This is a genomic window from Streptomyces sp. NPDC025638, assembly GCF_055558775.1.
Window position 1 is genome coordinate 55,020 of the sequence record NZ_JBVHLX010000018.1, and the last position, 24,686, is coordinate 79,705.

Below are 24,686 nucleotides of genomic sequence, written 5' to 3' on the forward strand. Positions count from 1 at the left end.
GTATGTGTCTGGGCATCCCGGGCCGGATCGTGGAGATCCACGACGACGCCGGACTGCGCATGGCCACGGTCGACTTCGGCGGGATACGGCGCCAGGTCTGCCTGAGCTGCACGCCGCAGGCGGATGTCGGGTCGTACGTCATCGTGCACGTCGGGTTTGCGATCACGCAGGTCGACGAGGCGGAGGCGCACCGCACCCTCGACGTGCTGCGGGCCATGGCGGGGGCGGTCGAGGGCGAGCTGGGCGAACCGCTTCCGTAGCGGGGCGACGCTCGCCCGGTTCGGAGGATCCGGTCGGCTCGGATTCCGGGGCCGGTCGACCCCTGCCGAAGGCACCGGGCTCGCCCGGAGGCTGGGAGTGGAGCCAAGTGACAAGGAGGACCGCCATGACCGCCAGCGCAGACCCGGCCGTACTCGACCGGGACGGCCTGACTGCCCTGGTCGCGGCATTGTTGACGCAGGGACGGACCGTCGTCGGGCCGACCGTCCGCGACGGTGCGATCGTACTGGCGGAACTGACCTCGGCGGACGCGCTCCCCTTCGGCTGGGGCGTCGAGCTGGAGGCCGGACGCTACCGACTCGTGCGACGCGAGGGCGGTGCCGCCTTCGCCAACAGCGCGGGACCGCACTCCTGGAAGAACTACCTGCACCCCTCGCGGGAGCGGCTGTGGAGCGCCGACCGGTCGCCCGAGGGCGGCCTGTCGTTCACCGCCGACGAACCCGAGATCCCGTCGTACGCCTTCATCGGCGTCCGCCCCTGTGACCTGCGTGCCATCGCGATCCAGGACCGCGTCCTGACCGGCGGACGGTACGGCGACACCGGCTACGGGCGCCGCAGGTCCAAGGCGCTGCTGATCGCCGCCGAGTGCACCGAGCCCGGCGCAACCTGCTTCTGCGTCTCCACCGGCGGCGGGCCCGCCGCCGACCCCGGCTACGACCTCGCGCTCACCGAGGTGGTCGACGACGACGGGCACCGGTTCCTGGTGCGGGTCGGGAGCGAGGAGGGCGCCCGGCTCCTGGAGCAAGTGCCGCACCGCACCGCCGACATGGTCACGGAAGGCACCGCCAGCGCCTCGGTGGACGCGGCCCGCGACCGGATGGGCCGCTCGCTGCCCCCGGTCGACCTGCGCGACCTGATGGGCGCGAGCCTGGACGCCGAGCGCTGGGACGACGTGGCCGCGCGCTGTCTGACCTGCGGCAACTGCACGATGGTGTGCCCGACCTGCTTCTGCACCACCACGGAGGAGGTCACCGATCTGACCGGTGACCACGCCGAGCGCTGGCAGCGCTGGGACTCGTGCTTCGACCTGGACTTCTCGTATCTGCACGGCGGCCCGGTCCGCTCGTCGGCCCGCGGCCGCTACCGGCAGTGGCTCACCCACAAACTCTCCACCTGGCACGACCAGTTCGACACGACGGGATGCGTCGGCTGCGGGCGCTGCATCGCCTGGTGCCCGGCAGGCATCGACATCACGGAGGAAGTCGCCGCGCTGCACGCCGAGCGCGAGACGGAGACGGAGACGGAGCGATGACGCCCTCGACCACCCTTCGCATGTCGCACGCGCTGCCGCCCGATCACCGGGAACGGCTTCTGCGCACCGCCCGCGAGGTCGACTGGCGGCAGGACACCCGGCTCTTCGAGGAAGGCGGGCACGCCGACCGCTTCTGGATCGTTCGCGACGGTACGGTCGCCCTCGATATGCATGTGCCCGGCCATCGCCCGCCCGTGATCGAGACCCTCGGCGTCGGTGACCTGGTCGGCTGGTCCTGGCTGTTCGAACCGTATGTCTGGCAGCTGGGCGCCAGGACCATGACACCGGTGCAGGCCTACGAGTTCGACGCCGTCGCCGTACGCCTGATGTGCCTGGACGACGCCGAGTTCGGGCGCGCCGTCGAGCACTGGGTCGGCCGGGTGCTGGCCCACCGGCTCAACGCTGCCCGCACCCGGCTGGTCGACCTGTACGGGACCTACGAGACGAAGGAAGCGCGATGACCGGCGTGCCGGTCCCCCATCGCGTGGTCGACCGCCGGCCGGAGACCGCGGACACGGTCACGCTGCGACTGGAACCGGTCGGCGCGGCCCTGCCCGACTTCGCGCCGGGGCAGTTCGCGATGGTGCACTGCTTCGGCCGCGGCGAGATCCCCGTATCGGTGAGTTCCGTGCAGGCGACCGGCGGACTCGCGCACACGATCCGGGCGGTGGGCGCCATCTCCGAGGGGCTGTGCGCGGCCCGAGTCGGCGACGTCCTCGGCCTCCGCGGCCCGTACGGCAACAGTTGGGGGGTGGAGCGGGCGCACGGCCGTGACGTGCTGGTGGTGGCTGGCGGCATCGGCCTGGCGCCCCTGCGGCCGTTGATCCTGGGCGCGCTGGCCGAGCTGGAGGCGTACCGCCGCGTCAACGTCCTGGTCGGGGCCCGCACCCCGGGCGATCTGATCGCCCGCAAAGAGGTGGAGAGCTGGGCCACGGCGTACACCGGAGTGATGGTCGACCACCCCGACCCGGACTGGCGCGGAGACGTGGGCGTGGTCACCCAGCTGATGGGGCGGGCGCTCTTCGATCCGGAGGACACGACGGCGTTCGTCTGCGGACCCGAGCCGATGATCCGCGCCACCGCCCGCGACCTCGCGCACCGCGGTGTGCCCCGCGCACACATCCAGGTCTCGCTGGAGCGCAACATGCGCTGCGCCACTGGGCACTGCGGGCACTGCCAGCTCGGACCCCTGCTGTTGTGCCAGGTCGGTCCGATCGTGGACTGGACGCAGGCCGAACCCCTGCTTTCGGTAAGGGAGTTGTGAGATGGCCACGACCAAGACCAGGCCCCGGCTGGCGGTGTTCAAGCTGGCCTCCTGCGACGGCTGCCAGCTCACACTGCTGGACTGCGAGGACGAACTCCTGGCGCTGGCGGGCGAGGTGGAGATCGCGCACTTCCTGGAGGCGTCCAGCGCGGTGGCGCCCGGCCCGTACGACCTGTCCCTGGTCGAGGGCTCGGTCACCACGGCGGAGGACGCCGGGCGGATCCACGCGATCCGAGCCGCCTCGCGCCACCTGGTGACCATCGGGGCGTGCGCGACGGCCGGCGGCATCCAGGCCCTCAGGAACTTCGCCGACGTCGACGAGTTCCGCCGGACCGTCTACGCCCACCCCGAGTACATCTCCACGCTCGCCACCTCGACTCCCGTGTCCGCCCATGTGGACGTCGACTTCGAGCTGCGCGGCTGCCCGATCGACCGCCGCCAGCTCTTCGAGGTGATCACCGCGTTCCTCGCCGGCCGCAAGCCGGACATCCCGAACCACAGCGTGTGCTTCGAGTGCAAGCGACGCGGCACGGTCTGCGTCACCGTCGCCCACGGCACCCCCTGCCTGGGGCCGGTCACACACGCCGGCTGCGGGGCGCTGTGCCCGGCCTACCACCGCGGCTGCTTCGGCTGCTTCGGCCCGTCCGGATCGGTGAATCTGCCCGCGCTCATTCCCTTGCTGCGCCGCGACGGCCTCGACGACGACGCCGTGCTGCGCTTCCTGCACACCTTCAACACAGCCGCCTTCGACAAGGAGTTGAACCCGTGACGCACCGCGGATCCCGTGTCCTGCACGTCGGCTCGCTCTCCCGGGTCGAGGGCGAGGGCGCCCTCAGCCTGCACGTGCACGACCGCACGGTCACCGCGGCCCGTCTGGAGATCTACGAACCGCCGCGGTTCTTCGAGGCGTTCCTGCGCGGCCGTGCGTACACCGAACCGCCCGACATCACCGCCCGGGTCTGCGGGATCTGCCCGGTGGCGTACCAGATGAGCGCGTGCGCGGCGATCGAGGACGCCTGCGGGGTGCAGGTCGATCCGGTGATCCGGGAGCTGCGCCGACTGCTGTACTGCGGAGAGTGGATCGAGAGCCAGGTCCTGCACATCTACCTGCTGCACGCACCCGACTTCCTCGGCCGGGCGAGCGCCATCGAGCTGGCCCGCACCCACCGTGACGAGGTGGAGAGGGGGCTGCGGCTGAAGAAGGCCGGCAACTCCCTGATGGAGCTGATCGGCGGGCGGGCCGTGCACCCGGTGAACGTACGGCTGGGCGGCTTCCACCGTGCGCCGACGCGCGAGGAACTGCGGCCCCTGCGGGAGCAGTTGAAGCAGGCGCTCGACGACGCCTGGGAGACCGTACGCTGGGTGGCCGGCTTCGACTTCCCGAACGCCCGCACCGACGCCGACCTGCTCGCACTGGCCGCCCCGGACACGTACGCAATCGAGAGCGGCACCCCGACGGTGCTGCGCACGGACGGCAGCACCGTCTCCTTCCCGGTGCGGGAGTTCACCGCCCACGTCGCCGAGAGCCATGAGGAGCACTCCACCGCGCTGCACTCGCGGCTCGACGGACGCTTGCACCTCACCGGCTCGCTGTCCCGGTTCGCCATCGGCGGGCGGCGGCTGTCGCAGGTCGCCCTCGAGGCCGCTGTCGAGGCGGGTCTCGGCGATCCGCGCGAGGGCGCCGTATGCCGCAACCCGTACCGATCGATCCTGGTGAGGGCGGTGGAGACCGTGTACGCGGTCGCCGAGGCGCTGCGCATCATCGAGACGTACGAGCCGCCCGCGCACCCGTACACGGAGGTGCCCCCGGTCGCGGGCGTCGGCCACGGCGCCACCGAGGCGCCCCGCGGACTGCTCTACCACCGCTACGAGATCGACGCCGCGGGCCTGGTCACCAGCGCGCTGCTCGTACCGCCCACCGCGCAGAACCAGGGCGCGATCGAGGACGACCTGCGCCGGCTCACCCAGCACGCGATCGGCGAACACGACCCGGACGATGCCGAGTTGACGGCCCTGTGCGAGCGGGTGATCCGCAACCACGACCCCTGCATCTCGTGCTCCACCCACTTTCTGGACCTGACCGTCGTCCGTACCTCGGGAGCCACCCCGGGGGCCATCTCGAGAGGCTGCGATGCCTGAATCTCCGTACACCGTCAGCGATGTGATGACCCATACCGTCGTCGCCGTCGGGCGCGACGCCCCCTTCAAGGAGATCGTCGAGCTGATCGACCAGTGGAAGGTCAGTGCGCTGCCGGTCCTGGAGGGCGAGGGACGGGTCGTCGGTGTGGTCTCCAAGGCCGATCTGCTGCCCAAGGAGGAGTTCCGCGACGGCGAAGACGAGGCAGCCGGGCGTTCCGTGCGGATCAAGGCGGGCGCGCCGACCGCGGGCGAGCTGATGGGCGCCCCGGCGGTGACGGTGCACGCCGACACCACCGTCGCCGAGGTCGCCCGCATCATGGCCCGACGGCACGTCAAGCGGCTGCCCGTGGTGGACAGGGTCGGTCCGCTGCAGGGCGTGGTCGGCCGCAGTGACCTGCTCAAGGTCTTCCTCCGCGACGACGAGGAGATCGCCCAGGAGATCCGGCACACGGTCCTGGGCCAGCTCCCGGTCACCACTCCCCTGACGGTCCAAGTGGCCAAGGGCGTGGTCACGTTGAGCGGCTCCCTGCCCGACCGGACGCTGGTGCCGATGGTGGCACGTGCGGTGCGGGCGGTGGAGGGGGTCGTGGACATCCGGCTCGTTCTCACGCACCGATGACGCACGCGGAGGGCCGATGAAGTACCTGGACGAGTACCGCGATCCCGTCCTCGCCCGGCGGCTGCTGGGCGAGCTGCGGCGGACGGCCACCCTGCCCTGGCGGATCATGGAGGTGTGCGGCGGCCAGACCCACACCCTCGTCCGCCAGGGCATCGACGAGCTGCTGCCCGCCGGGATCCGCATGATCCACGGCCCGGGCTGCCCGGTCTGCGTGACACCACTGGAGACCCTGGACCGGGCCATGGCCATCGCCGCCCGGCCCGGCGTGATCCTCACCAGCTTCGGCGACATGCTGCGGGTGCCCGGCACGGACACCGACCTGTTGTCGCTGCGGGCGCGCGGCGCGGACGTACGCGTGGTGTACGCGCCGATGGACGCGGTGCGCCTGGCCGCCGACCTCCCCGACCGGGAGGTCGTCTTCCTCGCCGTCGGTTTCGAGACCACCGCGCCCGCCAACGCGACGGCCGTGCTGCACGCCGCCCGGCTGGGGCTGACGAACTTCTCCGTGCTCGTCAGCCATGTCCTGGTGCCGCCCGCCATGACCGCGCTCCTCGACGACCCGGACTGTGAGGTGCAGGCCTTCCTGGCGGCCGGGCATGTGTGCGCGGTGATGGGCTGGACCGAGTACGAGCCGATCGCCGCGCGCCACCGGGTGCCGATCGTGGTGACCGGTTTCGAGCCGCTGGACCTGCTGGAGGGCATCCTCATGGCCGTACGGCAGCTGGAGTCGGGGCGGCACGAGGTGGAGAACCAGTATGTGCGGGCGGTGCGCCGCTCGGGCAACACCGACGCCCAGGACGCCGTCCGCGAGGTGTTCCGGGTCACCGACCGGGCCTGGCGCGGCATCGGCGCCCTGCCCGACAGCGGCCTCGAACTGGCCGAGGAGTTCTGGCAGTTCGATGCCACCCGTCGCTTCGACGTGGGCGGGCTGTGTCCCGTCGAGGACCCGGAGTGCATCGCGGGCGCGATCCTCACCGGGGCCGAGCTGCCCACCGACTGCACCGCGTACGGCACCCGCTGCACACCCCGTCACCCCCTGGGCGCACCGATGGTGTCGCCCGAGGGCACCTGCGCCGCCTTCCACGCGGCCGGACGCACTCCCACCAGGAGCACGGCATGAGCATCCAATGCCCCACCCCCAACCACGAGGACGAGGTCGTCCTGCTGGGTCACGGCGCCGGCGGACGCCTGACCGCCGAGCTGCTCGACCGGCTGGTGCTGCCCGCCTTCGGCGGCTCGACAGGTCCGCTGGAGGACGCGGCGCTGCTGCCCGGCTACCGGGAGCTGGTGATCAGCACCGACAGCTTCGTCGTCAGCCCGCTCTTCTTCCCGGGCGGGGACATCGGTTCCCTCGCCGTCCACGGCACGGTCAACGACCTCGCCATGCGGGGCGCCTGGCCACTGGCGCTGTCCGTCTCCCTGATCGTCGAGGAGGGCCTGCCGCTGGCCGAACTCCAGTCCGTCCTGGAGTCGTTGGGCAAGGCGGCGCAGGACGTCGGCGTGCCCGTCATCACCGGCGACACCAAGGTCGTGGGGCGCGGCGCCGCCGACCGTCTGTTCCTCAACACCACCGGCATCGGGCAGCGGCACGGACCGCTGCACCCGTCCGCCGCGCTGGCCCGCCCCGGGGACGCGGTCCTGCTGTCCGGGCCGATCGGACTGCACGGCACGACCGTGCTCAGCACCCGTGAAGGCCTCGGCTTCGAGAGCGACATCGCCACGGACAGCCGCCCCCTGCACCGGCTGGTGCGGACTCTTGCCCCGCTCGGTGCCTCCGTCCACGTACTGCGCGACCCGACCCGGGGCGGCCTCGCCGCCGCCCTCAACGAGATCGCCCATGACTCCTGCGTCGCCGTCGAGATCGAGGAGAACGCGATCCCGGTTCCCGCGGCGGTCGCCTCCGCCTGCGACCTTCTCGGACTCGACCCGCTCGTCGTCGCCAACGAGGGCTGCCTGGTCGCCTTCATCGACGCCGAAGCGGCCGAGGACGCCCTGGCCGCGCTGCGATCGGTTCCCGAGGGCGCTCAGGCGGTGCGGATCGGCGAAGTACTGCCGCCGGAACCGGCCGGGCGGGTGATCATGCGCACCCTGGTCGGTGCGCGGCGCATCGTGGACATGCCGCTGGGCGAGCAACTGCCCCGTATCTGCTGAGCATGCGGAATATCGGGGCGATGCTCCCGGAGGTTCGTTCGGCCGCGTCAGCTCATCTTCCGGCCCCACTGCGGACCGATCAGGGACCACTCCTTGCCCCACTGCTCCAGCCGCTGCCGGTCCAGGCGGGCGCGGGCGCCCCAGCCGACGGGGGCCACCGCCGTGCAGGCACTCACGGCGGCAACCGCGCCCAGCACGGCGCCCTGGAGCTCCGCCTGGCCGGGGTTCGGGGTCGGGCACGAGACGGCCCTTCGCGTCCAGCCACACCGAGGGGGCGTCGCCGGCCCTGCTCGCGGCGTCGACCCGGGTCATACCCGTCCGGGTCGTGCCGTCCGTCCTGGTCCAGCGCACGGTGGCCCACGCCCGTCCACCGTCCGTACCGTCAGCCGCGGCGGTGGTCCGCTCCGCGTCCTCGGTGAGCACGGCCGATACGACGTGCCGCTGTGCCCGCAGGTCGTCGAGGCCGCGTTCGACGGCACGGGCGGTTGGCACGCCGACGGCGACCGCCGCCACCACGGCGAGAGTCCAGGTTGCCAGCAGCAGCCAGGCCTCCACCACGTAGCTGCGGGGCTCGAGGGGGTTGTGCCGAAGGCGCCAACACCGCACCCCGACGGCCTTTCCGCTCTGGTCCGGCTCATCGTCACGACCGAGCCCGCACGTCGTTGTGGACGAGCACCTGCGCCGGTGGATGCCGCGGTGTGTTCCACTGCTGCGTCGCACGGCCGAGGCGCAGGACCATCCGGGGGTAGCGGCCGACGGCGATCTTCGCCTGCAACTGAGCGCGCAGTGCAGGCAGTTCGAGGGGCTGCGCGTGAAAGGCCGCCGTGACGTCGTGGGCCGCCGCGTACAGCAGCACACGCTGCAGCGCCTGGCCGGACCGCAGCCGGTCCGCGCGGCCGTCGCAAGGGGTGGACAGCACGGCGACGGTGCCCTGCCCGGCGCCGCGGCGGCGGGAGGGGACGTCATATCGGTCGGCGAGGCCCAGGTGGTCGCGGCAGGCGAGCAGGGTGACGTCCGGGCGTCCGCGGCACGCCTCGACGGGCACCCCGTACGGGCCGACGCAGCGCGCGATTTCGACGGCGTGCCCGGGATCGGCGCGGTGCACGTCCTCTGCCGTGCGCACCAGCTCGGCGAGCAATTCGAGCTGTTCCGGTTCGTCGACGACCCGAAGGATTGGCTCCCTCGGCCCGGGCGTGCTCGCGCAGTTCGTCGAGGAGTGTCTGAGGCACCGGTTCGGGTCCGAACGGTCCCCGGTGGGTGTGCCTGCGGGCGATCACGCGTGCCATCAGTGCCTCGTCCGGGGTGCCCGGGGCGTGGGCGGCGAAGCCCACATGGGCCAGGCAGGAGGGGTCACCGGGGTCCGGCAGGAGGTCGACGGCGGGCCGGAAGCCGAGGCGCCGTACGGCGATCCGCACGTTGAACAGCGCAGTCCCGCAGGCGATCACGGTCTCCCTGCTGCCCGGGTCGGTCAGGATCATCGGTCGCTCGCCGTCCGCCTACACCTCGAAGCCGTGGTCGTGGCCCGACTCGGCGAAGAACCAGGGCCGGCTGTTGTGCGGCGAGGGCGCGAGGGAGGCGACGCGGTCCAGGTGGAGTGCTGCGCGGCCGGGCTTCTCGTACGTGATCGACATGATGGATCCCGCCCTTCGTGAACCGTCCACTCCCCACGTCCGCGCCCGTCGGCCCACGGCACACGGGCCGTCCGTCCCCCCACCCGGCCTGAGCGGCCCTCTTTCGACCTTGCTCCACGTCGGTTCCTGAGCCGACGGCATGCTGGTGGCGACGTCGGGCACGGGCACTCGGGGCACCTTTTCGCGACACGCGAGAACCCCGGCGCGTGAACCGCGCCGGGGTCGTCCGTACCGGGCCCGTGGGCCTCCCTTCTGCCGTGCGTTCAGCTGCTCTGCCGTTCCTCCACCAGTTCGCGGGCGACAGTTGCCGCCCATGCCTCGATCTCGGGGAAGTTCCGGAAGTCGCCGCCCTTTCCGTTGCGCAGGATCATCCGGGCGATTCGGCCCTTGGCTCCCTCTTCCAGGCAGCCTCCGAAGGTGACATGTCCTCTGGCGTCGAGCCGGGTCATGGCACGGCGCACGCCGGGCACGGGCGCTATGTCCCGCTCGGACGCCGAGGGGTCGAGCGGGCCGCTGCTGAAGAACCACAGCGGACGCTCGGCCAGTGCGCGGCGGTTGCGGCGCACGAACCGGCGGGCGTCCTTGTGCCAGCGTCCGGCGTACAGTCCGCCGCCGACCACGAAGGCGTCATAGCGCGTCACGTCGGCGACGGATCCGGCCGACAGCACGTCGGCCGTGAACCCTTCCTTGCGCAGAACCTCGGCCACGGCCTCGGCGATCTGCGCGGTCGATCCGTTCGTCGTCCCATAGGCGACCAGCACGCTGCTCGGCATGACGGTTCGCCTCCTCTCACCTCACAGCTTGCGCAGCCAGTCGTCGGCGACACCGTGGAGTGCCGGTTCGTCAGGCCGCAGATGGGAGTCGTCCAGCCGGTACGTGAGCTTGTCGACGACCGCGACGACCCCGTCGGTCTGACGGGTCATGGAGACCGCGATCTCCGTCTGACTCTTGCGTTCCAGGTGTCCGGACAGCGTGACCACCCCCTCCACCACGGAGATGTCGATACTGCGAGGCGCCAGCCACAGTGCGCGCACCAGCACCTCTTCGACGGTCTCCCTGCGGATCTCCTCGTCGGGCCGCAGGAAGACCTGCAGCAGGTCGCGGCGGGTGACGATGCCGACGAGCCGGTGCTCCTCGTCCACGACGGGCAGCCGCTCCACGCGGTGCTGGGCCATGGTCCGGGCGGCCTCGACGATGCTGTTGTCGGCATGCACCGTGACGGGCGGTTCGGTCATCAGCTGGCCGGCGGTGCGCGCCCGGGTCTTCGCGGCCCGTGTCCTGCCCTCGTGGGTGAGCGAGGCAAGGCGGTGGTGCTTCTTCGGCTCGTACGGCTCCGGCGTCTCGGCCTGCCGGATCATGAGATCCGTCTCGGAGATAACTCCGATGACCTTGTCGTCCTCGTCGACCACCGGCAGTCCGCTGATGCGGTGTTCGCCGAGCAGTCGGGCCACCTCCTTGAACGGCGTGCCGTACGTGGCGCGGACGACCTCAGTGGTCATCACGGAGCCGACCTTGTTGTGCTTCATGTCTCTTGCCTCCTCAGCGGAGTCGCCGCAGATGCGGGTCCTGGTGCCTGCGGGGCAGCAGGCGCACGCGCGCATCGAGCACATTGACTCCGCCCGGTGTCGCGAGAACGGGGTTGAAGTCGGCCTCGGCCAGCTGTGGCAGATCGCTCGCCATCCGGGACAGCCGCAGCAGCAGCTGTTCCAGGGCTTCGAGGTCGACCGGGCGCGCGCCGTTCGCGCCGAAGAGCAGCGGGGCACAGCGCGGGGCCGTGATCAGGTCGTGCACGTCGTGGTCGGTGAGCGGGGCGAGCCGGGCGGCGTGGTCGGCGAGCACCTCGGTTGCGGTGCCGCCGAGACCGAACAGAACCAGCGGCCCGAACACCTCGTCCTGGACAACGCCCGCGAACAGTTCGGTGCCCCGGTCGGCGAGCGGCTGCAGCACCACACCCGTCAGCAGGCCGGCGAACCGGGTCTCCAGGTCCCGGAAGGCGGCCCGGATCTGGGAGTCGCCGCGCAGGTCGAGGTGGACGGCGTGCTCGGCGGTCTTGTGCAGCAGCCCCGGCCAGTACCCCTTCATGACCACCCGGCCGTCGGCGCCGCGCAGCCGGTCGGCGGCGAGGACTGCGTCGTCCTCGGTCGCCGCCCACGCCCACGGGGACTGCGGAATGCCGTAGCAGCCGAGGAGTTCGGCACAGGTGCGCGGGTCAAGCCAGCCTCCGTCCGGGTGCGCCTCGAGATAGGCCTCGACGACGGCGTGGGCACGCGCCGTGTCGACGTCGTCGAGCGCCGGGACGGTTCCGGCGGGCCGGGCCAGCCAGTCTGCGCGCTGGACGGCGTGAGCCAGTGCCCGCGCGGCCGCCTGAGGTTCGGCGTACGAGGGAACCGTGCCGCCGTCGGCGGGCAACAGTTCGACAGGCAGCGCCTGTTCGAGTCGTACCGCCGCTATCGGCTTGGTCCGCCGGGCACGGGCGCGGGTGAGGGCTCGGACGAGGTCGTCGCCGGTCGCCTCGGCGACCGCCGTGGGAACGAGGGCGACCAGCACCGCGTCGACACCGCTGTGCCGCATGATCCGGTCCACACAGTCGGTGAGTTGTTCCTCCGTGACGGCGGCGGTCGCGTCGACGGGGTTGCCGACGGCGGCCCCGTCGGGCAGCACGGCGAGCAGGTCGTCGATCAGTTCCGGGGTGGGCGCCGGCAGGACCAGCCCGGCCTCGGCACAGGCATCCGCCGCGAGTACCCCCGCGCCGCCCGCATTGGTGACGATCGTGACGCGGGCGCCGGCGGGCAGCGGCTGCGAGTGCAACAGGGCGGCGGCTTCCAGGAGTTCACCGACCGAGCGGGTGGCCGTGATGCCAGCCTGCGAGAACAGTGCACCACGGGTCCTGGTGCGGGTTGCGGCGGCCGCGGTGTGCGAGGCGGCGGCGCGCCGGCCCGCGACGGTGCGGCCCGCGTCGACGGTCAGCACCGGTATGCGGCGGGTCACCCGCCGGGCGGTGCGGGAGAACGCCCGCGGGTTGCCGAAGGACTCCAGGTGCAGCAGCGCGAGGTCGGTGCGGTGGTCGCTCTCCCACCACTGCAGCATGTCGTTGCCGCTCACGTCGTACTTGCCGCCCAGGGACACGAACGAGGAGACGCCGATGCTGAGCCGGGACAGCCCGTCGAGCAGGGCGATGCCCACGCCTCCGGACTGTACGGCGACGCCCGCGGTGCCGGGGCGCGGATGGCCGGCGGCGAAGGTGGCGTCGAGGCGCAAAGCCGGGTCCGTGTTGGAGATGCCGAGGCAGTTGGGGCCGACGAGCCGCATGCCGTACATGCGGCAGGTCACCATGAGCGCCGCGGCCTGGTCGGCGTCGAGACCAGCTGTCACGACGAGGAGGGCGCGTACGCCCGCCTTGCCGCACTCCTCGGCGGTCTCCGGGACCGCGGCGGCGGGTACCGCGAGAACCGCCAGGTCGGGTGTCACCGGCAGGGCGGCGACCGACGGATAGGACGGCACGCCGAGGATGGAGGTCGCGGCCGGGTTCACGGCGAACAGACGCCGGGTGAAACCGCCGGAGTGCAAGTGGTGCAGGATCGCCCGGCCCACCGAACCCGGCCTGCGCCCGGCGCCTACGACGGTGACCGCCTTCGGCCGCAGCAGCGGTTCGAGGCTGGCCACGTCGGCGGCCCGCCCGCGTTCCTCCACGGCGGAGAGGTAGCTGTCGCTGTCGTCGAGCTCGATGGTGCAGCGCACCTCGCGGCCCTCGAAGCGCCGGGCGGTGCGCAGGCCGAGGTCGGCGAAGAGCCGGAGCACCTCGCGGTTCTCACTGAGCGCGTCGGCGGTGAAGGCCGTGACGCCCTCCGCGCGGGCCGCGGAGACGAGGTGTTCGACGAGGAGGGTGCCCACGCCTCGGTGGTGCAGCCCGTCGGCGACCGCGAGGGAGATGTCGGCCTCGGTGCCGGTGCCGCCGGTGTCGTACTCGGCGAGCCCGATCGCCTGGCCCTTCGTCTCGGCCAGCAGCGTCCGGTGTCCGGGGCGGGGCGCGGCGCAGGCGCGGTCGGCCGCCATTTCGGCGGAACGGCGGCCGGCCGCGAAGAACCGCAGCCTGAGGTTCTCCGGGGACATCTCCTCGTAGAGCCCCTGCAACTGGTCGTGGTCGCCCGGGTGCACCGGACGGATGCACACAGTGGTTCCGTCCGCGAGCAGGGCGTGAACCATGGGGCGACTGAGCGCTTCGTGCGTCATCGCAGATCTCCCCTCCGGGTCACCTGGCACTTCGAGCGTCCAACGGAACGGACGGCGGCCACAGGGGCTGTCCGGGCGCTGCCGGTGGGCCGATCGGCCCTCGAGGCCGGGACGGCAGCGCCCCCGAAGGGGCTCGGGGCTCTGTCGATATGCGACTTCGCCGCGTGGGCGCGACCAACCACGGCGACCCCTCGGACGACCGACGGCCCGTCGCGGCAGTCACCGATGTGGACGAGGTCGAGGGTGCCGGCCGTGGCGCCGAGGCAGATGCCCTCGCCGGTGGTACCGCCCTGGACGTCGGCGATGTCGCCCTGGAGGGCCTCCTGGCAGAACTCCCACGCCCCCGCGCGCCGGGCCCGGGCCAGGACCCAGCCGTGGACGAGGCCGCTGAGTGTGGAGCCGTGGCCGGTGCGGCGCAGGTAGTGATCGACGGTGCGCCGCCCCCGGCGCCGGCATCCACGCGATCGTCTCCCCGCGGCGGCCGTCCCGATCTGGCGGGTCCCGCGGCCCTGGCACAAGTACGTATCCCCCTGCTGAGCGTCGGCAGCCGCGACACCCGGGTGCTCAGTCTCAACCGGCTCGCCGCCGGCCAGTTGCGTTGTGAGCACCGGATCGCCGTTGTCCCCGGCGCGGCCCATCTCTTCGAGGAACCCGGCGCCCTGGCAACCGTCGCCGGGCTGGCGCGGGACTGGTTCACCGCCCACCTCGCCCTTCCGGCGGACGGCACGCCACCGCGCCGGTCGGCATGACCGCGACCCGGCGGTGTGGCCTCGACGGCGTCTCCCCTCCGCCCCCTCGGAGTGCCCGCCCCGCAAGGCCGAACAGTCCCTGGAAGCACACCGCTTGGCCCTCCCGACCGCCTTCTGCCTGCGGTGCACTGGAAGTGAGGAAAACTCGCATTGATCGGGAAACAGGAGAGCGACATGGCCACGTCCCCCACCTTCCGCCACATCACGCCGGGCGCCACGGTGCCACCTCCCCGGCCGCACACACCGGCCGCGGCCATCCTCGCGGCCGACACGACCACGCGTGAGGGCAACCCGCTGTCCGCCGTCGACCACGTCGCCGACTTCTACGGCGCGTACGTCGACGCACTGACCGACCGCGGCCGTGGGCAGCTCGTCGACGTCCTGCGCCGCCATTACCTCACGCCCGAGCTGCGCCGCAGCCTGGCCCGCTGGGAGGCGATCCACCACCGGGACGGGGTGCTGCGCGTCGCGGGCATTCCGACCGCCTGGCAGGTCGACTACAACGACAGCGGCACGGGGCATTGCTGGAGCCGGGTCACCCTCACCTGGGAGGACGCCGGGAACCAGTCCCACCACACCCACCTCATGATCCAGTCCGACCTCGAGACGCGACGTATCTCCGGCATCCGGGCGGATCGGTAGCCGCGGTGGCGTGCAACGGTGCGCGACGGGGCCGCCGGAACGCGGTGTCGCGCCCGTGCCGAGCACTCAGTAGGGAAGGGGGCGCCCCGAAGGCGTCCGCAGATCGGGCGGCTCCGGCTGCCGCGCAGAACGAGGGCGCCTGGCCACCTGCTTCCGCTCCGTGATCGCCACCTCCCGGGCGGGCCCTTCGCCCCTGGCCCGGCCTGGGACATGCGCGCACGCTGAAAGTGGGCGCACAAGTCGGTCCGTCCGGTACCTCGTGCCCTACGCCTTCCGCTCGGGAGTGATCATGATGGAAGCCAAGCAGTGGACCGTACAGATCTACATCACCGAGGACGGTGACGACACTCACGCACGGGCTGTACTGACCACCCGGGACACGTCGACCGTCACCGGCCGGGGTGTGGCCCGACGGAACCCCGTCGACCGCTCCATTCCGGAGATCGGTGACGAGCTCGCCGCCAGCCGCGCGCTGGAGGACCTCGCCATCCGGCTCCACGACGTCGCCTCCGACGACATCGTCCGGTTGACAGGTCCTGCCGAAGCGTGACGGCCTGCGGGCGCGTCGCGCCTCGGCAAGCCGCTGCACAGGGGCTGCCGGGTGCCCAACCGACCCCGGCCAATCCCTGACGTGCGGTTGCGGGGTGTAAACCCCGACAGCACGGCAGTTCGCGGGAAGCCGTCCCGGACCTCGGTCAGCTCGCCCTGCGCGATCCGTGCAGCGCCGACTGAGCGGCGCGCACGGCCAGTTCGGCCAGGAGCACGGTGGACGCGGTACCAAGGCACAGGGCCCACTGGGTGGCGTCCAGCGGTACGGTGCCGAAGACCGTGCGGGCCCAGGGCAGTTGGACGGCGGCGACCTGCACAGCGAGAACTCCGGCCAGGCACAGCCACAGGGTCCGGTTGCGGAGCTGGTGGCGGCCGAGCAGCGGGCCGTCGTCCGCACGGGCGCACAGCGAGTTGAACAGCTGGAACAGGACGAACGCGGTGAACGCCATGGTCAGCGCGGTGTCCGTGCCGTAGACCGGTCGGGCCAGGGCGAGCAGGACCACGGTGCCGAGGGCCATCACCGCGCCGGCCCGGCTGATGGCGAACAGCCTGCGGGCGTCCAGGATCCGCTCCCCCGGGTCCCGCGGCGGGTGGCGCATGACGTCGTCGCGGGCGGGGTCGACGGCCAGGGCCATCGCGGGCGGTCCGTCCATGATGATGTTGACCCACAGCAGTTGGGCCGCGGTCAGCGGAGCGGGTAGTCCGGCCAGGGAGGCCCCCAACAGGGCGAGGATGGCCCCGATGTTGGTGGCCAGCTGGAAGCGGACGAACTTGACCATGTTGTCGTAGATGGCGCGCCCTTCGCGGACGGCCCGCACGATGGTGGAGAAGTCGTCGTCGGTGAGGACCATGTCGGCGGCTTCCTTGGCCACGTCCGTGCCGGTGACGCCCATGGCGACGCCGATGTGGGCGGCCCGTAGCGCGGCGGCGTCGTTGACGCCGTCACCGGTCATGGCGACGATGTGGCCCCGGCTCGCCAGCGCCCGCACGATAAGGACCTTGTGATCCGGAGCGACGCGGGCGAACACGCCGATGTCGTCGATGCGAGCGGCGAGTTGGTCCTTCGTCATCGCGTCCAGTTCGGCCCCGGTCACCACGTCGCCGTCGATGCCCAGCTCGCGGGCGACGGCCGTCGCGGTGTCGGCGTGGTCACCGGTGATCATCTTGACGGCGACGCCTGCCGTGCGGCACAGCTCCATCGCGTCCCGTGCCTGCGGGCGGGGCGGGTCGGCGATGCCGGCGATGGAGACGAGCGTCAGCCCATGCAGGGCGGCCCGGCCGTCCGCCGCGGAGGTGGGCGGCGCGTCGTCCGTCAGGGCGGTGGCCGCGCCCAGGACGCGCAGCCCGGCGCCACCCAACTGCGAGGTCACGGAGAGGATTTCACTCCTGCACGGCTCGTCCAGGGGGCGAGTGCCTTCCTTGGTGAGGACATCGCTGCACAAGTCCAGCAGGACGTCCACGGCGCCCTTGACGTCGACTCGGGTCCGTCCGTCCGGTTCGGTGCGGAAGGTGGCCATGTACTTGGTGGCCGCGTCGAAGGGCAGTTCGCCCGCACGCGGCACTTCGGCCCGCAGCCCGTCGGGGTCCATTCCGGCCTTCGCCGCGAGGACCACGAGCGCGGCCTCCGTCGGATCGCCGACGAAGCCGTCATCGGTCAGGTGCGCGTCGTTGCACACAGCGAACGGAAGCACCGCCTCGAGCAGACCGTCGGCGGCGCCGGAGGTGCCGGCGAGGCGGACGGCGCCCGCCGTTCCGTATCCCTCGCCCGTGACGTCGTAGAGCCTCCCGGCGGTCCACAGGGCCCGGACGGTCATCTCGTTGAGGGTCAGTGTGCCGGTCTTGTCGCTGCACACGACGGTCGCCGAGCCCAGTGACTCCACCGAGGCGAGCCGTTTGACGATGGCACCGCGGCGGGCCATGCGGTACACGCCGAGGGCAAGCGTCAGGGTCAGCACGGCGGGCAGGCCTTCGGGGATCGCGGCGACGGCCAGGGCCACGGCGCGCATCGCGATGTCCGACAGTGCCTCGCCGCGCACCAGCGCACTCAGGGCGTATACGGCGACCGCGACGCCGCTCACCAGCGCGAGCCGCCGCCCCAGGCTGTCCAGCTGGAGCTGCAGCGGGCTCGGCGGTTCCGCGCCCGTGCGCAACGCCTCCGCGATCGCTCCGAGTTCGGTGCGCATGCCGGTGGCGGTGACGATCATCTCGGCGCGGCCCCGGGTCAGCGCGGTGTTCATGAACAGCGCGCAGGTGCGGTCGGCGATCGGCACCGGCGCAGCCCCGGTGGGGTCGACGGCCTCCGCGTTCTTGGCGACGGGCTGGGACTCGCCGGTCAGCGCCGCCTCGGCCACCTCCACAGACTCTGCGACCGTCAGACGGCCGTCGGCGGGCACTCGCTCGCCGGCCTCCAGTAGGACGACGTCCCCGGGGACGAGGTCCGCTGCCTCGACGACCTGTTCCCCGCCGTCGCGACGGACTCGCGCGGTGGGCACCAGCATCCGGCGCAGCGCCTCCAGGCTGCGTTCCGCGCGCCGTTCCTGGAGGTAGCCGAGGACGGCGTTGATCTGCAGGACGACGGTGATCACGACGGCATCCTTGATGTCGCCGATGGCTCCCGCGACCACAGCGGCGATCAGGAGCATGCCGATGAGCCAGTTGCGGAACTGGTCCAGTAACTTCAGCCACTCAGGACGCCGGGCCGGCTCGGCGAGCCGGTTCGGCCCTTGGGCCTCGGCTCGCTCTGCGGCCTCCCGTGCGCTCAGTCCCTTGTGCGGATCGACGCCGAGGCGGGCCGCCACCTGGGCGGGCTCCAGCCGGTGGGCGTCCGGCACGACGAGCGGTTCGGTCGGGGACACCGACCGTACGACCTCTGCGATCGACCGTCCGTCCACGGTCACTCCTTCCCGGAGCGGATCACGACGACAGGGCAGTGGGCGTGGTGCAGAACCGCCTGGCTGACCGAGCCGAGCAGCAGACCTGTGAAGCCTTCCCGGCCCCGCGCGCCGACCACGGCAAGTTGCGCCTCGGCGCTCGCCTCGACGAGGGAGCCACGGATGTTGCCCCTGACCAGTCGGCGGTGCACTGCGACATCCGGATACTTCTCCTGCAGACCGGACAGCGCCTCGGCCAGCAGACGGTCCTCCTCGTCCCGCAGCCGGTCCTCGTCGTACGTGACGAAGGGCGGGTCGGCGGGTCCGTCGTAGACCCGCTCGGTGTGCGTGTTCCACACGTGTTGCGGCACCAGGTCCGTGCCGCGCAGTGAGGCCTCGGCGAAGGCGAACTCGACGGCCGGCCGGGCCGCCGGTGAGCCGTCGACCGCGAGCAGCACGGGGCCGGACGGGTCGGGCCTGCCGCGCACCACCAGCAGCGGACACCGGCCGTGGGCGGCCAGATGTGCGGCGGTGGAGCCGAGCAGCAGGCTGCCGAACCTGTTCAGGCCGCGGCTGCCGACCACGAGCAGGGACGCGGTGCGCGACTCGATCTCCAGCACCATGACCGGCTCGCCGGGCACGACGTCGGACACGACCTCCACGTGCGGTGCGGCCCTGCGCGCGCGCCGTTCGGCCTCCGTGAGCGTGCCGTCCACCAGTTCGCGGAGTCCGGTCGCGCCCGGATTCCCCGGGGGCCCTCCAGGCGGCAGATGGACCGACGGCCACCCGAAGGCATGCACCAGGCGCAGTCCGACGCCACGCAGCGTGGCCTCCTGCGCCGCCGCCTCCACGGCGGCCAGGCTCGACGGCGAGCCGTCCACTCCCACGACAACCGGGCCGCTCATCACGGTTCTCCCCTCCGGGTCCGCCGTTTCGGCGGCACCCAGCCGACCTCGATACGGCACGAGGCGACGGCAGCGGCGCATGCCGGGCATCGGCCCCGGTCGCATCGGCCGGGCGGCCCTCGCTTCGCTTCTTCGCTTCAGCCTCCTTCCGGCCGCCCTCTCGGCCACAGGGCCGGACGGGCCGCATCCGCGCACCGTCCGGCCCTCCCCGCACGGGTGGTCCGTCCACGAAGCTGGAAGAAAGGGAGCGGGTGCATTCGCGTGACGCCGCGTCCCTTGTCCCGGAGGACGATCTCGATCAGGTGTGCGCTGAACTCCGTTGTGACGATCGGTCCTCGAAAGCCGTGCCGCACCAGCCGCGGCAGGTATCCGCAGTGGTCCAGGTGGGCGTGGGTGACCACCACCGCCCCGATGTCCGCGGCGTCGCAGGGCGGGCCGCGCCACTTGAGCCTGCGCAGATCGGCCAGGCCCTGGAAGAGCCCGCATTCCACGAGGACGCGGGCGTGGTCGCTCTCGACGAGGAACCTGCTGCCGGTGACCGTCCCCACGCCGCCGAGGAAGCTGAGCAGTGCGGGCCTGACGTGCGCTTGCGCGGGTTGCGCCGGGCGCAGTTCGGTCACGGTCATGACGGTCTCCTCATCGAAACTTGCGGTGCGGTCGGGGCCGTTCGGCCCTGGTCTGCTCAAGGTGCACGTGGTGTCCTGGAGGTGACGGGAAGGACCCGGAAAGACGCGGGGAAACGGCTGGCGGCCGTGCACCGCGCAATCAGGATCCGCGAGAAGCGGGTGGAGTCCTTCCCGCCGCTCATGCCCAGGCCCCGTCGGCCGCGTCGCGGGCCGCTGCGACCCGGTGGCGGACGATGTCCGACTCGACGCATTCGGCCAGGTGTCCGACCGTCGCGGCGACGGGCTCGGACAGCCCGTGGCCGAGAGAGGCGTCCGCACCGTCGACGCCATACGCCACCAGGTGTCCGGGCAGCCGCCCAAGCGCCAGGGCCAGGTTGACGGCTTCCCCCAGACCGTGCAGACGCATCGCGCCCGCCCGCCACAGAGCCGCCGTGCTCAGTTCGAGGCGGAAGATGCAGCCTCGGTGGCTCGGACGGGCGTGAGCAGGCTCATCTCGCGACACCTTCAGACTCGGGCGCGGACGCGTCGGCGGCACGGGCCGAGTGGCCCAATTCCGGTTCCGGTGGGCTCGTCCGCCGGAAACGGCCTGATCAGGCACAAGGGGCCGTTCGACCCGCTGCCGAGGCCACGCAGCCCCTGCCCGGGCGGGTTCCTTCGCCCGGATGCTGGTGGTGCAGAGGTCCGCCGGAAGGCGTGCGGACATCGATCCGGGGAGGTGTCGGCCGTGCTTCGCCCCGTTGTCGTAGGCCTGGACGGTTCACGTGAGAGTCTCGCCGCCGCCGAATGGGCGGCCGGGGAGGCATTTCGGCGCGGCCTGCCGCTGCGCCTGGTGCACGCATGGGAGGGCCTGTCGCCCGACGCGTCGTCGCTGCCCGAGCTGGAAGCGCCGCGGTACTGGGCGCGGCGGATCCTGCGCGAAGCCATGGACCAGCTGAACGAGCGTCACCCGCAGGTCTATCTCAGCGCCGAGCAGATCGCCCGGCCTGCCGCCGACGCCCTCGTGACGGCGGGTGCCGAGGGCGAGTTGCTGGTGCTGGGCAGCCGGGCCTTCAGCGGGCTCGGCGGCTTCATGGCCGGTTCGGTGGCGCTCGCGACCGTGGCCCACGTGTCCCGGCCGGTCGTGCTTGTACGGGCCGACCGGGCCGCCGAGGACGACCATGTGCTTGACGAGGAGGGCCGTCCCTCGGCGCGCACCCCGTACCGCGATGTCGTAGTTGGTGTGGATACCGCGCAACCGTGCGAGGAACTGCTGGCGTTCGCCCTGAAGAGCGCGGCACTGCGCTCCGCGCCGCTGCGGGTGGTGCACACGTGGCAGGTGCCGTACGCCCAGAGCGCGGCGGTGGCCAGGATGAGCACGGTGGCGAGGCAGGCCGCCGAGCGGGCGCTGGACGCGATGCTTCGACCATGGCGGGAGAAGTACCCGACGGTGAAGATCCAGGAGCTGGTGGAGAACGGACGTCCGGCGCAGCTGTTGCTGGACGCCTCGCAGGACGCCGGCCTGCTGGTCGTCGGCCGCAGGATCCGGCCGGCCACGCTCGGCACGCACACCGGTCCGGTCGCACACGCGGTGATGCACCACGTCCACTGCCCCGTGGCTATCGTCCCGCACGAGTGACTCCTGCCTCCCGGTCCGTCCGCCGCCGATAGGACGGACCGGGGTCCCCTCTCCCTCCACCGGGACGTTCGGCCCCTGCTCTGCCGACCCCGCTCGGCGTTACGAAGGCACGGAGGCCACTCTGAAAGGAGGGCGCCGTGTTCCAGGTACGCATCCACGGTCGTGGCGGCCAGGGCGCCGTCACGACCGCGGAGTCGTTGTCGGTGGCGCGTTCATTGGTTGGAGTGGGCGACCGCGTCGACCTCGTCGGCCTCGATCGCGACCACCACGCCGTCGACCGCGCGGACCACCTCCGAGGCCGCCGAGGTGCGCAGCACCACAGCGCCGTCGGTGCCGACACAGAAGTTGACGGGCAGCACCGCCGACAGCGCGTGACGAGTGTGCACGATGCGGCCCACCGGCACCTTCGCCGGCAGAGGGAGGCACTCCTGCCGTTCGAGTTCGCGTAAACCGTCATTGGCATACATGGACCAGCCCGTCTCTCCCCTGATTGCAGCTTGGAGCGGTGCCTCCACCCTCCGCCGGGCGGGGGCCTGCCCTGAGGGGCCATCGGTCCCGGCCGAGCCGGAGAACGTCCCGGGTCACACCGTGATACGGCGCCCGGTGATGACGAGGGGATCGATGCGTACCCACTGGTCACGGCGCCCGCCGGCCCAGGGCGCACTGCGGGCCCGATCGGCGAGTCGGCGTATGTCGTCGGGGTCCGTCACGGTCCGAGCGTGCCCCCGCACCAGCACGCTCCAGCCCCGGCTGAACGCGTCGTCGATGCGGTCGGGTTGACGGGTACGACCACGGGCCCTGAGGCGGTGGGCACCGCGATGCCGTCCCACCCCGTGGGTGTGGAGCAGGGCGCGCTGCTCCGGGAGGCTCAGCTCACCGAAGCCGGGGCTGCGGGCAGGCTGCCCCAGGCCGTGTGGCAGATCGGTGTCGCCGCCGGTGAGGTCCCGCACGGTGGTCCCGAGGGCTGCGGCCAGTCTGAGGAGGACGCCTCGGCCCGGTGCGGCACCAGGGCGCTCCTCGAGGCACTGGAGGTAGCCCGGCGCAATGCCGGCTCGGGTGGCCGACTCTCTGCGGCTCAGGCCGAGTTCCATGCGGCGTGCGACGAGACGGCGCCCGAGATCGCCGAGCGGAGGTCCCCCACTGCCTGGGCCGGTGCCTGTTCCCTCATGGCCCGTCACTCCCCCCTCGTCAGACCGGTCACCGCCACGGCGCCCGGATTGCACCTCATCCAGCTTGTCCGGCGCATACCGGGTGCGTTTGGGCCGGTCGGCCCCCGGAGCACAACCGGACGGGACCGGGCGGGTGCCGGGACTCGGCGCGGCTGCGGCACCGGAGGAAAACCGGGGCACCGCCGCATCGCTGCGGCGGTGCCCCGGTCGGGACGCTGCGGTCAGAGGAGCCAGCGGTTGCGGCTGATGAAGGGCAGTCGCGCCCAGGACTTGCCCAGGCCCCAGGTGGCGCCGGCGCCTGCGGCCGCGAGGGCGATCAGGACGACGGCGTAGACGACGTGGTAGTCGGCGAACGGGTTGGTCGACATGCTCAGCGACCCGTCGGACAGGTGCTTCGCGGGCGGCCACTCGGCGATCCACATCAGCGCCATCATCGCGGTGCCGGACACGGCGGCGATCCGCAGGCCGATGCCCGCGATCAGGGCGAGACCGATGCCGAGCAGGCCGAGCATGAACAGCCAGTCCGCCCAGCCGGCCCCGGCCCAGTCATGGAAGGTGGACTCCATCGGTCCGGCGGCGACCGAGCCGAGGAAACCCTTGGTCGGCGAGCCGCCGTCGATCCAGCCCTTGCCGGACGGGGTGGCGTAGCCGAAGCCGAAGGTCTTGTCGAGGAAGGCCCACAGGAAGACGAACCCGGTCAGGACGCGCAACCCGGCGAGGACGTGTGCGCTGGTCGCCGTCAGGGTGAGGGTCTCGTCGACGGGCCGCTCAGCCGCCCCGGCCTTGCGCACGGACGGCAGGTGGAACCGCACGTGCCGGTGAGGCTGTTCGTGAACTGCCATGATGTTCATCCCTTTCGAGGGGTGACGCGCGAGGTTATGGATGGCTCGTTGCTCTCTCAATATCTCGCTCCGTCAACCGGCCTCGCGGGGGCTGCGAGGCCTGCACAGCAGGGTCGAACGTCCCTCCCGTGCAGGCCTGTTCAGGTCCCTCCGGGTCAGCCGGTCGGCACGAGGACCACGGGGCAGTGCGATCGGTGCAGCAAGGTGTGGGCGACCGGACCCAGGCGCGGGCCGAGCCGGCCGGGGCGGCGGTGGGCGCCGATGACGACTACGCCGGACTCGCGGGTGGCCTCCAGCAGCGCATGTGCCGGCCGGGTACGAATTGTGGACGTCTCGACGTCCACTTCGGGGTGTTGCTCCCTCAACTCGGCCATGGTGAACCGGGGTACCGCCGCCTCGGAGGCGTCACGCAGGACAAGTTCCCGCTGTCCGGGACTCGTTGCGGGCACCAGCGACGGCAGTTCGGGCGCGACGTGCCGGTGGGACCAGGAGTGCACGACGCGCAGCCGGGCACCACGCCGCTCCGCCTCCTGGAAGGCATAGGCCGCCGCGTCCGCGTCGGCGTCGCTCCCCAGTCCCAGCACCACCTCGCGGCCCTCGTCACACCGATGGTCGCCGCGTACGACCAGCAGCGGACTGCGGAGGTGCGCGGCCAGGCGCAGGCTCACCGAGCCGAACAGCACTCCGGTCAACCCGCCGAGGCCGCGGCTGCCCACGACGGTGACCGCTGCTCCGTCGCTCTCCCGCACCAGCGCCGCTGCCGCGCCGCCCTCGGCCGACACGGTCTCGACCGGCAGGTCGGAGTGGCACTCGCGTATCCGTGAGACGGCCGAGGCGAGTATCGGCGCCGCCTCGTCCCGTTCGGGGGCGGCGTAGACGATGCGCAGGGCTACGCCGCGGCGTACCGCTTCTCCGGCCGCCCAGTCGAGCGCGCGTACGGCGATCAGCGAGCCGTCCCATCCGGCGACCACGCGCTGGGAAGTCATGTTCCTGTTCCCTTCTGTGCCTGACATGCGCGGACGAAGCGGCCCACGGACGCCCGTCTTTCACCCTGTGCGGGTGATGGATCCATCGTCCGGCGGTCGGCCGGCCACGCAGTGGGGTCATCAGTCCCGCCCCGGCCGGAGAGCGGCCCTTGTCCCCCCCCCCTTTCC

At 72.1% G+C, this 24,686-nt stretch carries 26 protein-coding genes and 3 pseudogenes; 13 read left to right on the top strand and 16 right to left on the bottom strand.

Annotated features, from left to right (window positions below; all coding sequences use genetic code 11):
• Positions 1–2 precede the first annotated feature (2 nt).
• The 9 genes from ACZ4EG_RS36855 (at position 3) to hypE (ending at position 7,704) form a co-directional block, all read left to right on the top strand.
• On the top strand, positions 3–260 hold the full coding sequence (locus ACZ4EG_RS36855; protein WP_453560890.1) for a HypC/HybG/HupF family hydrogenase formation chaperone: 258 nt from the start codon (positions 3–5) through the stop codon (positions 258–260).
• A 125-nt stretch (positions 261–385) separates the two neighbouring features.
• A complete protein-coding gene (locus ACZ4EG_RS36860; protein WP_453560893.1) occupies positions 386–1,531 on the top strand; it encodes a 4Fe-4S dicluster domain-containing protein in 1,146 nt (381 codons plus the stop codon).
• Complete coding sequence (locus tag ACZ4EG_RS36865) at positions 1,528–1,992, top strand: Crp/Fnr family transcriptional regulator (protein WP_467793691.1); 465 nt, start codon at positions 1,528–1,530, stop codon at positions 1,990–1,992. Before ACZ4EG_RS36860 ends, ACZ4EG_RS36865 begins: the two co-directional genes overlap by 4 nt.
• Positions 1,989–2,795: an FAD/NAD(P)-binding protein gene (locus ACZ4EG_RS36870; protein WP_467793692.1), complete on the top strand. Its 807-nt coding sequence runs from the start codon at positions 1,989–1,991 to the stop codon at positions 2,793–2,795. The genes ACZ4EG_RS36865 and ACZ4EG_RS36870 overlap by 4 nt, the downstream gene beginning before the upstream one ends.
• A 1-nt stretch (position 2,796) precedes the next feature.
• Positions 2,797–3,564 (top strand): NADH-quinone oxidoreductase subunit B family protein, encoded by a 768-nt coding sequence (locus ACZ4EG_RS36875; protein WP_467793693.1) that lies wholly within the window; start codon positions 2,797–2,799, stop codon positions 3,562–3,564.
• A complete protein-coding gene (locus ACZ4EG_RS36880; protein WP_467793694.1) occupies positions 3,561–4,934 on the top strand; it encodes a Ni/Fe hydrogenase subunit alpha in 1,374 nt (457 codons plus the stop codon). The genes ACZ4EG_RS36875 and ACZ4EG_RS36880 overlap by 4 nt, the downstream gene beginning before the upstream one ends.
• On the top strand, positions 4,927–5,553 hold the full coding sequence (locus ACZ4EG_RS36885) for a CBS domain-containing protein (protein WP_467793695.1): 627 nt from the start codon (positions 4,927–4,929) through the stop codon (positions 5,551–5,553). The genes ACZ4EG_RS36880 and ACZ4EG_RS36885 overlap by 8 nt, the downstream gene beginning before the upstream one ends.
• 16 nt (positions 5,554–5,569) lie before the next feature.
• Positions 5,570–6,673 (top strand): hydrogenase formation protein HypD, encoded by a 1,104-nt coding sequence (gene hypD, locus ACZ4EG_RS36890; RefSeq protein WP_453560909.1) that lies wholly within the window; start codon positions 5,570–5,572, stop codon positions 6,671–6,673.
• Positions 6,670–7,704: a hydrogenase expression/formation protein HypE gene (gene hypE, locus ACZ4EG_RS36895; protein ID WP_467793696.1), complete on the top strand. Its 1,035-nt coding sequence runs from the start codon at positions 6,670–6,672 to the stop codon at positions 7,702–7,704. The genes hypD and hypE overlap by 4 nt, the downstream gene beginning before the upstream one ends.
• A gap of 47 nt (positions 7,705–7,751) precedes the next feature.
• On the opposite strand, the gene ACZ4EG_RS36900 is transcribed toward hypE, so the two are convergent.
• The 8 genes and pseudogenes from ACZ4EG_RS36900 to ACZ4EG_RS36935 form a co-directional block, all read right to left on the bottom strand.
• Positions 7,752–7,880, bottom strand: coding sequence for a hypothetical protein (locus ACZ4EG_RS36900; RefSeq protein ID WP_467793697.1), 129 nt, complete (start codon positions 7,878–7,880; stop codon positions 7,752–7,754).
• Positions 7,881–7,941: 61 nt separating this feature from the next.
• Positions 7,942–8,424, bottom strand: a pseudogene (locus tag ACZ4EG_RS36905) (Rv1733c family protein); the annotation flags it as partial.
• The gene (locus ACZ4EG_RS36910) at positions 8,345–8,842 is read right to left on the bottom strand and encodes a hypothetical protein (RefSeq protein ID WP_467793698.1); all 498 of its coding nucleotides are present in this window, start codon (positions 8,840–8,842) and stop codon (positions 8,345–8,347) included. The gene ACZ4EG_RS36910 and the pseudogene ACZ4EG_RS36905, both read right to left, overlap by 80 nt.
• A 358-nt stretch (positions 8,843–9,200) precedes the next feature.
• On the bottom strand, positions 9,201–9,335 hold the full coding sequence (locus tag ACZ4EG_RS36915) for a hypothetical protein (protein WP_467793699.1): 135 nt from the start codon (positions 9,333–9,335) through the stop codon (positions 9,201–9,203).
• A 263-nt stretch (positions 9,336–9,598) separates the two neighbouring features.
• Complete coding sequence (locus ACZ4EG_RS36920) at positions 9,599–10,108, bottom strand: flavodoxin domain-containing protein (protein ID WP_467793700.1); 510 nt, start codon at positions 10,106–10,108, stop codon at positions 9,599–9,601.
• Positions 10,109–10,129: 21 nt separating this feature from the next.
• Positions 10,130–10,861 carry a CBS domain-containing protein gene (locus ACZ4EG_RS36925; RefSeq protein WP_453560917.1) on the bottom strand — a complete coding sequence of 244 codons (732 nt, stop codon included), beginning with the start codon at positions 10,859–10,861 and terminating at the stop codon, positions 10,130–10,132.
• Between the two features lie 13 nt (positions 10,862–10,874).
• Positions 10,875–13,565, bottom strand: a complete 2,691-nt coding sequence (locus ACZ4EG_RS36930; protein WP_467793701.1) for a bifunctional acetate--CoA ligase family protein/GNAT family N-acetyltransferase — start codon at positions 13,563–13,565, stop codon at positions 10,875–10,877.
• Positions 13,566–13,786: 221 nt separating this feature from the next.
• A pseudogene (locus tag ACZ4EG_RS36935) lies at positions 13,787–14,005 on the bottom strand (hypothetical protein); the annotation flags it as partial.
• Positions 14,006–14,125: 120 nt separating this feature from the next.
• Here ACZ4EG_RS36935 and ACZ4EG_RS36940 point away from each other — a divergent pair.
• From ACZ4EG_RS36940 to ACZ4EG_RS36950, 3 genes are all read left to right on the top strand, one after another.
• Positions 14,126–14,314 carry a hypothetical protein gene (locus ACZ4EG_RS36940; RefSeq protein WP_467793702.1) on the top strand — a complete coding sequence of 63 codons (189 nt, stop codon included), beginning with the start codon at positions 14,126–14,128 and terminating at the stop codon, positions 14,312–14,314.
• Positions 14,315–14,488: 174 nt separating this feature from the next.
• Entirely contained in the window at positions 14,489–14,956 is a 468-nt protein-coding gene (locus tag ACZ4EG_RS36945; RefSeq protein WP_453560922.1) for a hypothetical protein, read from the top strand.
• A 289-nt stretch (positions 14,957–15,245) separates the two neighbouring features.
• Complete coding sequence (locus ACZ4EG_RS36950) at positions 15,246–15,506, top strand: DUF1876 domain-containing protein (RefSeq protein ID WP_467793703.1); 261 nt, start codon at positions 15,246–15,248, stop codon at positions 15,504–15,506.
• A 145-nt stretch (positions 15,507–15,651) separates the two neighbouring features.
• On the opposite strand, the gene ACZ4EG_RS36955 is transcribed toward ACZ4EG_RS36950, so the two are convergent.
• The 4 genes from ACZ4EG_RS36955 to ACZ4EG_RS36970 all read right to left on the bottom strand — a co-directional run bounded on the left by ACZ4EG_RS36955 (position 15,652) and on the right by ACZ4EG_RS36970 (position 20,312).
• The gene (locus tag ACZ4EG_RS36955) at positions 15,652–18,396 is read right to left on the bottom strand and encodes a cation-translocating P-type ATPase (protein WP_467793704.1); all 2,745 of its coding nucleotides are present in this window, start codon (positions 18,394–18,396) and stop codon (positions 15,652–15,654) included.
• Between the two features lie 2 nt (positions 18,397–18,398).
• On the bottom strand, positions 18,399–19,280 hold the full coding sequence (locus ACZ4EG_RS36960) for a universal stress protein (RefSeq protein ID WP_467793705.1): 882 nt from the start codon (positions 19,278–19,280) through the stop codon (positions 18,399–18,401).
• Between the two features lie 137 nt (positions 19,281–19,417).
• The gene (locus ACZ4EG_RS36965; protein ID WP_467793706.1) at positions 19,418–19,906 is read right to left on the bottom strand and encodes an MBL fold metallo-hydrolase; all 489 of its coding nucleotides are present in this window, start codon (positions 19,904–19,906) and stop codon (positions 19,418–19,420) included.
• Positions 19,907–20,084: 178 nt separating this feature from the next.
• Positions 20,085–20,312, bottom strand: coding sequence for a hypothetical protein (locus ACZ4EG_RS36970; protein ID WP_467793707.1), 228 nt, complete (start codon positions 20,310–20,312; stop codon positions 20,085–20,087).
• Between the two features lie 318 nt (positions 20,313–20,630).
• Between ACZ4EG_RS36970 and ACZ4EG_RS36975 the strand changes: the two genes are divergently transcribed.
• Entirely contained in the window at positions 20,631–21,521 is an 891-nt protein-coding gene (locus ACZ4EG_RS36975) for a universal stress protein (protein ID WP_467793708.1), read from the top strand.
• A gap of 221 nt (positions 21,522–21,742) precedes the next feature.
• Here ACZ4EG_RS36975 and ACZ4EG_RS36980 read toward each other — a convergent pair.
• From ACZ4EG_RS36980 to ACZ4EG_RS36995, 4 genes and pseudogenes are all read right to left on the bottom strand, one after another.
• Positions 21,743–21,988, bottom strand: a pseudogene (locus ACZ4EG_RS36980) (pyridoxamine 5'-phosphate oxidase family protein); the annotation flags it as partial.
• A gap of 114 nt (positions 21,989–22,102) precedes the next feature.
• Positions 22,103–22,612, bottom strand: a complete 510-nt coding sequence (locus ACZ4EG_RS36985) for a pyridoxamine 5'-phosphate oxidase family protein (RefSeq protein WP_467793709.1) — start codon at positions 22,610–22,612, stop codon at positions 22,103–22,105.
• Positions 22,613–22,911: 299 nt separating this feature from the next.
• On the bottom strand, positions 22,912–23,532 hold the full coding sequence (locus tag ACZ4EG_RS36990) for a hypothetical protein (protein ID WP_467793710.1): 621 nt from the start codon (positions 23,530–23,532) through the stop codon (positions 22,912–22,914).
• Positions 23,533–23,687: 155 nt separating this feature from the next.
• Complete coding sequence (locus tag ACZ4EG_RS36995) at positions 23,688–24,518, bottom strand: universal stress protein (RefSeq protein ID WP_467793711.1); 831 nt, start codon at positions 24,516–24,518, stop codon at positions 23,688–23,690.
• Positions 24,519–24,686: the final 168 nt, after the last annotated feature.

Excerpts from the sequence above, each read along its gene's own strand:
- ACZ4EG_RS36855 (WP_453560890.1), top strand. The coding sequence starts at position 3 with ATGTGTCTGGGCATCCCGGGCCGGATCGTGGAGATCCACGACGACGCC.
- ACZ4EG_RS36860 (WP_453560893.1), top strand. The coding sequence starts at position 386 with ATGACCGCCAGCGCAGACCCGGCCGTACTCGACCGGGACGGCCTGACT.
- ACZ4EG_RS36865 (WP_467793691.1), top strand. The coding sequence starts at position 1,528 with ATGACGCCCTCGACCACCCTTCGCATGTCGCACGCGCTGCCGCCCGAT.
- ACZ4EG_RS36870 (WP_467793692.1), top strand. The coding sequence starts at position 1,989 with ATGACCGGCGTGCCGGTCCCCCATCGCGTGGTCGACCGCCGGCCGGAG.
- ACZ4EG_RS36875 (WP_467793693.1), top strand. The coding sequence starts at position 2,797 with ATGGCCACGACCAAGACCAGGCCCCGGCTGGCGGTGTTCAAGCTGGCC.
- ACZ4EG_RS36885 (WP_467793695.1), top strand. The coding sequence starts at position 4,927 with ATGCCTGAATCTCCGTACACCGTCAGCGATGTGATGACCCATACCGTC.
- hypD (WP_453560909.1), top strand. The coding sequence starts at position 5,570 with ATGAAGTACCTGGACGAGTACCGCGATCCCGTCCTCGCCCGGCGGCTG.
- hypE (WP_467793696.1), top strand. The coding sequence starts at position 6,670 with ATGAGCATCCAATGCCCCACCCCCAACCACGAGGACGAGGTCGTCCTG.
- ACZ4EG_RS36915 (WP_467793699.1), bottom strand. The coding sequence starts at position 9,335 with ATGTCGATCACGTACGAGAAGCCCGGCCGCGCAGCACTCCACCTGGAC.
- ACZ4EG_RS36920 (WP_467793700.1), bottom strand. The coding sequence starts at position 10,108 with ATGCCGAGCAGCGTGCTGGTCGCCTATGGGACGACGAACGGATCGACC.
- ACZ4EG_RS36925 (WP_453560917.1), bottom strand. The coding sequence starts at position 10,861 with ATGAAGCACAACAAGGTCGGCTCCGTGATGACCACTGAGGTCGTCCGC.
- ACZ4EG_RS36930 (WP_467793701.1), bottom strand. The coding sequence starts at position 13,565 with ATGACGCACGAAGCGCTCAGTCGCCCCATGGTTCACGCCCTGCTCGCG.
- ACZ4EG_RS36945 (WP_453560922.1), top strand. The coding sequence starts at position 14,489 with ATGGCCACGTCCCCCACCTTCCGCCACATCACGCCGGGCGCCACGGTG.
- ACZ4EG_RS36950 (WP_467793703.1), top strand. The coding sequence starts at position 15,246 with ATGATGGAAGCCAAGCAGTGGACCGTACAGATCTACATCACCGAGGAC.
- ACZ4EG_RS36960 (WP_467793705.1), bottom strand. The coding sequence starts at position 19,280 with ATGAGCGGCCCGGTTGTCGTGGGAGTGGACGGCTCGCCGTCGAGCCTG.
- ACZ4EG_RS36965 (WP_467793706.1), bottom strand. The coding sequence starts at position 19,906 with ATGACCGTGACCGAACTGCGCCCGGCGCAACCCGCGCAAGCGCACGTC.
- ACZ4EG_RS36970 (WP_467793707.1), bottom strand. The coding sequence starts at position 20,312 with ATGCGTCTGCACGGTCTGGGGGAAGCCGTCAACCTGGCCCTGGCGCTT.
- ACZ4EG_RS36985 (WP_467793709.1), bottom strand. The coding sequence starts at position 22,612 with ATGGAACTCGGCCTGAGCCGCAGAGAGTCGGCCACCCGAGCCGGCATT.
- ACZ4EG_RS36990 (WP_467793710.1), bottom strand. The coding sequence starts at position 23,532 with ATGGCAGTTCACGAACAGCCTCACCGGCACGTGCGGTTCCACCTGCCG.
- ACZ4EG_RS36995 (WP_467793711.1), bottom strand. The coding sequence starts at position 24,518 with ATGACTTCCCAGCGCGTGGTCGCCGGATGGGACGGCTCGCTGATCGCC.